Here is a 5499-nt window from a genome sequence, read left to right as displayed (position 1 = left end):
GCCAGGGAGGCTTCCACCAGTGATCTGACCGGTCCATCACTACACAGCACCGCGTCGGTCAACTCGACAAGGGCGTCACCCCGGCGGGTCAGACAGGCATGGAACTCGCGCCGGAACGCGGACAGTTGCCCGAGTACCGCGCCAGTGTCCGAGTGGTGCACACTGATCAACTGAAGCCCTTGGTCTGATCGTCTTCCCTCAGCAAGAAGCATGATCAACCAAGGGCTTCACCCATGATCAACCGGGTGCGCGTCCGAGCCCCAGAACGTTAAAACTCAAGCTAGGGGCATGCGAACCGGGTCGGGTGCGGGCATCGTGGGGGTAGGAGGAACCCGATGTCTCGTGTCCTGGTCACCGGATCGGCCGACGGGCTGGGGCTCATGGCCGGCCGTCGGTTGCTCGGCGAGGGCCATGAGGTGGTCCTGCACGCCCGTGACGACGCGCGCGCCGACGACACCCGGGCGGGCGTGCCCGGGTGTACCGTGCTCGTCGGCGACCTGGCGAGCATCGCCGAGACGCGGCGGCTGGCCGAGCAGGCGATCGCCGCCGGGCCGTTCGACGCCGTGATCCACAACGCCGCCGTGGGCTACCGCGAGAGGCATCGGGTGTCCACAGTGGACGGATTGGCGCACGTGTTCGCGGTCAACGTGCTCGCGCCGTACCTGCTCACCGCGCTCGTGCCGGCGCCCGCCCGGCTGGTCTACCTCAGCTCCGGCATGCACCGGGCGGGCGACCCGAGCCTGGACGACCTCCAGTGGGAACGCAGGCGCTGGAACGGTTCGCATGCCTACGCCGACTCCAAGCTGTTCGACACCGTGCTCGCGTTCGCGGTCGCGCGCCGCTGGCCGTCGATCCGGTCGAACGCGGTCGACCCCGGCTGGGTGCCCACGCGGATGGGCGGCCGAGGAGCGCCGGACGACCTGTCGCAGGGCGCCCTCACCCAGACCTGGCTCGCGACGAGCGACGACCCGGACGCCCTCGGCAGCGGCGGCTACTTCTACCACCAACGGCCGCGGGACCCGCACCCGGCGGCGAAGGACCCGCTCGTGCAGGACGGCCTGCTCGCGGCCTGCGCCGCGCTCACCGGCGTGGAGATCGGCTGACGCCCGCTCGCTTCGTCCGCGGCACCGACGGTCACGTCGCCGGCGGCGGTTGACTCACCTCCCCTCCATGAAGAACCTCTCCAGCACCGGCACCAGAACCGGTGGCGCCACGACGTGCTCCTCCCCGGCCAGCACCCGCAACCGGCCCGCCGGCACGGCTTCCGCGAGGGTGCGGTCGGTGTCGATCATCCACTCCGGCGAGGCGCCGCCGACCAGAACGAGCGTGGGCGGCACCACCCGGCGGGCCAGGTCGAGCGGGACGGTGCCGCCGGCGGCATCGCCCATGGCCACGGAGTCGTACGCGAGCGTGTGTGCCAGCGCGGCCGTGCCGGCCCACCACGGCTCGGTGCGCCACTCGTCCACCAGCTCGCCGGGCACCCCGGTGATCGTGAAGAACAGGGCCAGCGCGTCGTCTCGACGGCCAGCCTCCAGTAACGACGTCAGGGACTCGGCGTACCCGCGCGTGTCCGATGCCATCTCCTCGGTGCCATACGGAGGCTCGTGCAGCACGGCGCGAGTGATGGGCAGGCCCGCCGCCAGCGCGTGGAGCACCAGCCCGGCACCCGACGAGTGTCCGTAGACGAACGCCGACCCGCCCACCTCCCCCAGCAACGCGGCCAGGTCCTCGACCTCGCGCGAGACCGAGTACGGAATCGTGTCGCCGCTCGAGCCGCGGCCCCGGCGGTCGTAGTTCACCACCGTGAAATGCCGGGCGAGCTCGGCGCTGACCCCGGCCGTCTTGGCCCGGTCGCACGTCGCGCCGCCCACCACGATCGCCGGCGGGCCCGTGCCCAGCAGGTCGTAGGCGATGAGTGTGCCGTCTGCGGAGGTCACCTTGTTCGTCATGCCACGGAAGCTACGCCCGGGCACCGACATTTCCTGTCGCGGCGGCGAGTAACGAGGCAGCCGAGGGCGCCGGTGACTTACCACCGGTTGCGCGCATTTGGACTATTGTCACCCGATCGGACGGCCGATACGTTCTTCCCGCACACGGGACTGGGGCGACGGGGCGATCTCCACCGGGAGGCAGCTGAGGCGGGAGCAATATGCGGCGGTATACACACTGTGTATAGCTACGTCATCGCTCACCAGTCACCACCGAGCGGAGGTGTCAGGTGCGTATCGGCGTCAAGATCGGGGCCGGCGTGGCCGTACTGGGATTGGTGCTCGGCACCGCCCAAGCGGCTGGGGCGGCTCCACCAACGGGGTTCGCGAACACCGTCGAGGACAAGAACACGGTCACGCTCATCACCGGTGACCGGGTCACCGTGCGGAACCATGAGGCGAGCTCGGTCAGCGCGGGCGAAGGGCGCGCTGGCATGGTGTTCTCCACGTTCCGCGCCCAGGGCCACGACTACGTGATCCCGGCCGACGCGCTGCGGCTCGTCGCCACCGGAAAGCTCGACCGCAGGCTGTTCGACATCACCTCGCTCGTCGACTTCGGCTACGACGACGCGCATCGCGACTCCGTGCCGCTGATCGTCACCCACGCCGCCGGCCGCGCCGCCCCGAGGCCGGCACACGTGACCCGGAACCTGCCTAGCGTCAACGGGATGGCCGTGGCCGCCGACAAGTCCGGGGCCACCTGGGAGGCGCTGACCGACGGCGCCGCACGCGCCGGCGCCCGCACGATGGCCACCGGCGTGTCGAAGATCTGGCTCGACGGCAAGCGGAGGTCCACTCTGGACCACAGCGTGCCGCAGATCGGTGCGCCCGCCGCCTGGGACGCCGGTTTCACCGGGGAGGGCGTCAAGGTCGCGGTGCTCGACACCGGCGTCGACCAGACCCACCCGGACCTCGCCGACCGCGAGGTCGCCGAGCAGAACTTCAGCGAGGCACCGGACAACGACGACAACTTCGGCCATGGGACGCACGTCGCGTCGATCGTCGCGGGCACCGGCCCGAAGTCGGACGGCAAGTACCGCGGCGTCGCCTGGGGAGCGTCCATTCTGGACGGCAAGGTGCTCGACGACTTCGGGTTCGGCTTCGAGTCCGGGATCATCGCGGGCATGCAGTGGGCGGCCGAACAGGGCGCGGACATCGCGAACCTCAGCCTCGGCGGCGGTGACACGCCTGACGTCGACCCGCTCGAGGAGGCCGTCAACACGCTGTCCGAGCAACACGGCACGCTCTTCGTGATCGCCGCCGGCAACTCCGGCCCGGCCGAGGGCACGGTCGGCTCGCCGGGCAGCGCGGAGGCGGCGCTCACCGTCGGCGCGGTCGACGACAGGGACGCCCTGGCCGACTTCTCCAGCCGCGGTCCGCGGATCGGCGACGGCGGGATCAAGCCGGACATCACCGCCCCGGGCGTGGACATCGTGGCCGCGAAGGCGGCGAACGGGCAGATCGGCGAACCGGCCGAGGACGGGTACGTGGCGCTGTCCGGCACCTCGATGGCCACCCCGCACGTGGCGGGTGCCGCCGCGCTGATCGCCCAGCAGCACCCGGACTGGACCGGCGCGCGGCTGAAGGCGGCGCTGACCGCGTCCGCGAAGCCCACCGACGGCCTGACCGCGTACCAGCAGGGCTCCGGCCGGGTCGACGTGGCGAGGACGCTCGATGCGAGCGTCGTCTCCGAGCCGACCAGTGTCGACCTGGGCCTCGCCGAGTGGCCGCACGACGACGACCAGCCGGTGACGAAGCCGCTGACCTACCGCAACCTCGGCGACACCGACATGACGCTCGCTCTCTCCCTCGACGCGACCGGCCCGGACGGCGAGGCGACGGACATGTTCTCGTTGAGCGTCAACGAGATCACCGTGCCGGCCGGCGGCGAGGCGCGGGTCGAGGTCACCGCCGACACGCGGAAGGGCACCGTCGACGGCGCCTACTCCGGCGCGGTCGTCGCGACGGCCGGCGAGTCGGTCACCCGCACGCCGGTCGGAGCCGTCCGTGAGGTCGAGAGCTACGACCTGACGCTGAACTACGCCGACGAGAACGGCGCGCCGACGGCCGCGTACAGCACCCTGATAGTCGGTCTGGACAACGACACCCTCGCGTTCCCCTACGACGAGGACGGCTCGCTCCAGGTGCGGCTGCCCAAGGGCCGATACGTGGTCGACCACCTCGTCCTGACCGCCGGCGGCACGCACTACAACCAGCTCGCCCAGCCGGGTCTCGGGCTCGACGGCGACACGACGGTCGACATCGACCCGACCATCACCAAGCCGATCAGCGTCACGCCACCGGCAAAGGCACGGCTGCTGGTCGGCGACATCGGCTACTCGGTCCAGACGGCGAACTCCTCGTTCGGCAGCGGCTTCATCACCGACGACCTGAGCGTGCTGACCACCGCGCAGCTCGGTGCGGCGCTGCCCGGCACCACGGTGACCGGCTCGGTCAACACGCAGTGGCTGGCGCCGGACGGGTCGTTCTACGGGCTGGCGTTCTACCCGGAGGAGGGGTTCCCGACCGGGTTCACCAAGGTGGTCGACCAGCGCGAGCTCGCGACCGTGCGGGAGGACCTCGGCCCGGCCCTCGAGGGGCAGCAGGGGCAGCGCACGCTGTTCCCCTTCCCGGAGTCCGGCGGCGGGTTCGTGGTCGGCGCGAGCGTGGCGGTCGACCTGCCGAGCACGCGCACGGTGTACCTCACGACCGAGCGCGTGCGGTGGGCCACGCTGCTGATGCAGGGCGCCCCGGACGCCGAGCCGGTCGCCGATTTCGAGTCGCCGACGCGGGCGTACCGGGCGGGCCGCACGTACGACGAGTCGTTCAACCACGCGGTGTTCGGCCCGGGGCTGCCGCCCACGGAGTTCCCGTGGGGCTACCGGCTCGGCGACGAGATCGGTGTGAGCATCCCGATGTTCACCGACTTGGGCGGCAACGCCGGTTACTCCACGGTGGACTCGGCGGCGACGAAGCTGTACCGCGGTTCGGAGCTCGTCGGTGCGTCGCCCGAGCCGGGCTTCGGCGTGTTCGGCGGCCTGCCGGCCGGGGCGGGTGACTACCGGCTCACCACGGAGCTGACCCGATCGGCGCCGTTCGACGTGTCGACGGCGATCAGTGCCGAGTGGACGTTCCGGTCGGCGCATGTGGACGGTGACGAGCCGGCCGCGCTGGCGCTGAACACGGTGCGGTTCCTGCCGGCGCTCGACGGCGCGAACAGCGCACCGGCGGGCAAGCCGTTCCTGGTGCCGATGGTCCTGCAGGACGAGACGGGCTCGTACCTGCGGCCGCGGCGGCTGACGGTGGAGGCGTCCTACGACGAGGGCAAGACGTGGCAACGGGTTCCGGTGCTGCTGAACCTGGTCGCGGCCCTGCATCACCCGACCGGCGCGGAGTCGGTGTCGCTGCTTGCATCAGCCACCGACCGGGACGGCAACACCGTGCGGGAAACGGTCATCCGGGCCTACAAGCTCCGGAAGTGAGTGGCCCGCCGGCGATCGCCGTCACGCGG

Annotated in this window: 3 protein-coding genes; 2 read left to right on the top strand and 1 reads right to left on the bottom strand. The window is 71.3% G+C overall.

The window, feature by feature from the left end:
- Nucleotides 1-335 precede the first annotated feature (335 nt).
- Nucleotides 336-1103, top strand: coding sequence for an SDR family NAD(P)-dependent oxidoreductase (locus tag ACRDTB_RS37180; RefSeq protein WP_431436955.1), 768 nt, complete (start codon nucleotides 336-338; stop codon nucleotides 1101-1103).
- A gap of 54 nt (nucleotides 1104-1157) precedes the next feature.
- On the opposite strand, the gene ACRDTB_RS37175 is transcribed toward ACRDTB_RS37180, so the two are convergent.
- Complete coding sequence (locus tag ACRDTB_RS37175; RefSeq protein ID WP_431436954.1) at nucleotides 1158-1949, bottom strand: alpha/beta fold hydrolase; 792 nt, start codon at nucleotides 1947-1949, stop codon at nucleotides 1158-1160.
- A gap of 269 nt (nucleotides 1950-2218) precedes the next feature.
- Between ACRDTB_RS37175 and ACRDTB_RS37170 the strand changes: the two genes are divergently transcribed.
- Nucleotides 2219-5470 carry a S8 family peptidase gene (locus ACRDTB_RS37170; protein WP_431436953.1) on the top strand — a complete coding sequence of 1084 codons (3252 nt, stop codon included), beginning with the start codon at nucleotides 2219-2221 and terminating at the stop codon, nucleotides 5468-5470.
- Nucleotides 5471-5499: the final 29 nt, after the last annotated feature.

Origin of the sequence: Actinophytocola sp. (assembly GCF_050699935.1) — a bacterium.
Lineage (GTDB): Bacteria > Actinomycetota > Actinomycetes > Mycobacteriales > Pseudonocardiaceae > Actinophytocola.
The sequence above is the reverse complement of the archived record's forward strand: the minus strand, read 5'-3'. Positions and strand labels throughout refer to the sequence as shown.

Coding starts and splice junctions, on each gene's coding strand:
- ACRDTB_RS37175 (WP_431436954.1), bottom strand. CDS start 1,949: ATGACGAACAAGGTGACCTCCGCAGACGGCACACTCATCGCCTACGAC.
- ACRDTB_RS37180 (WP_431436955.1), top strand. CDS start 336: ATGTCTCGTGTCCTGGTCACCGGATCGGCCGACGGGCTGGGGCTCATG.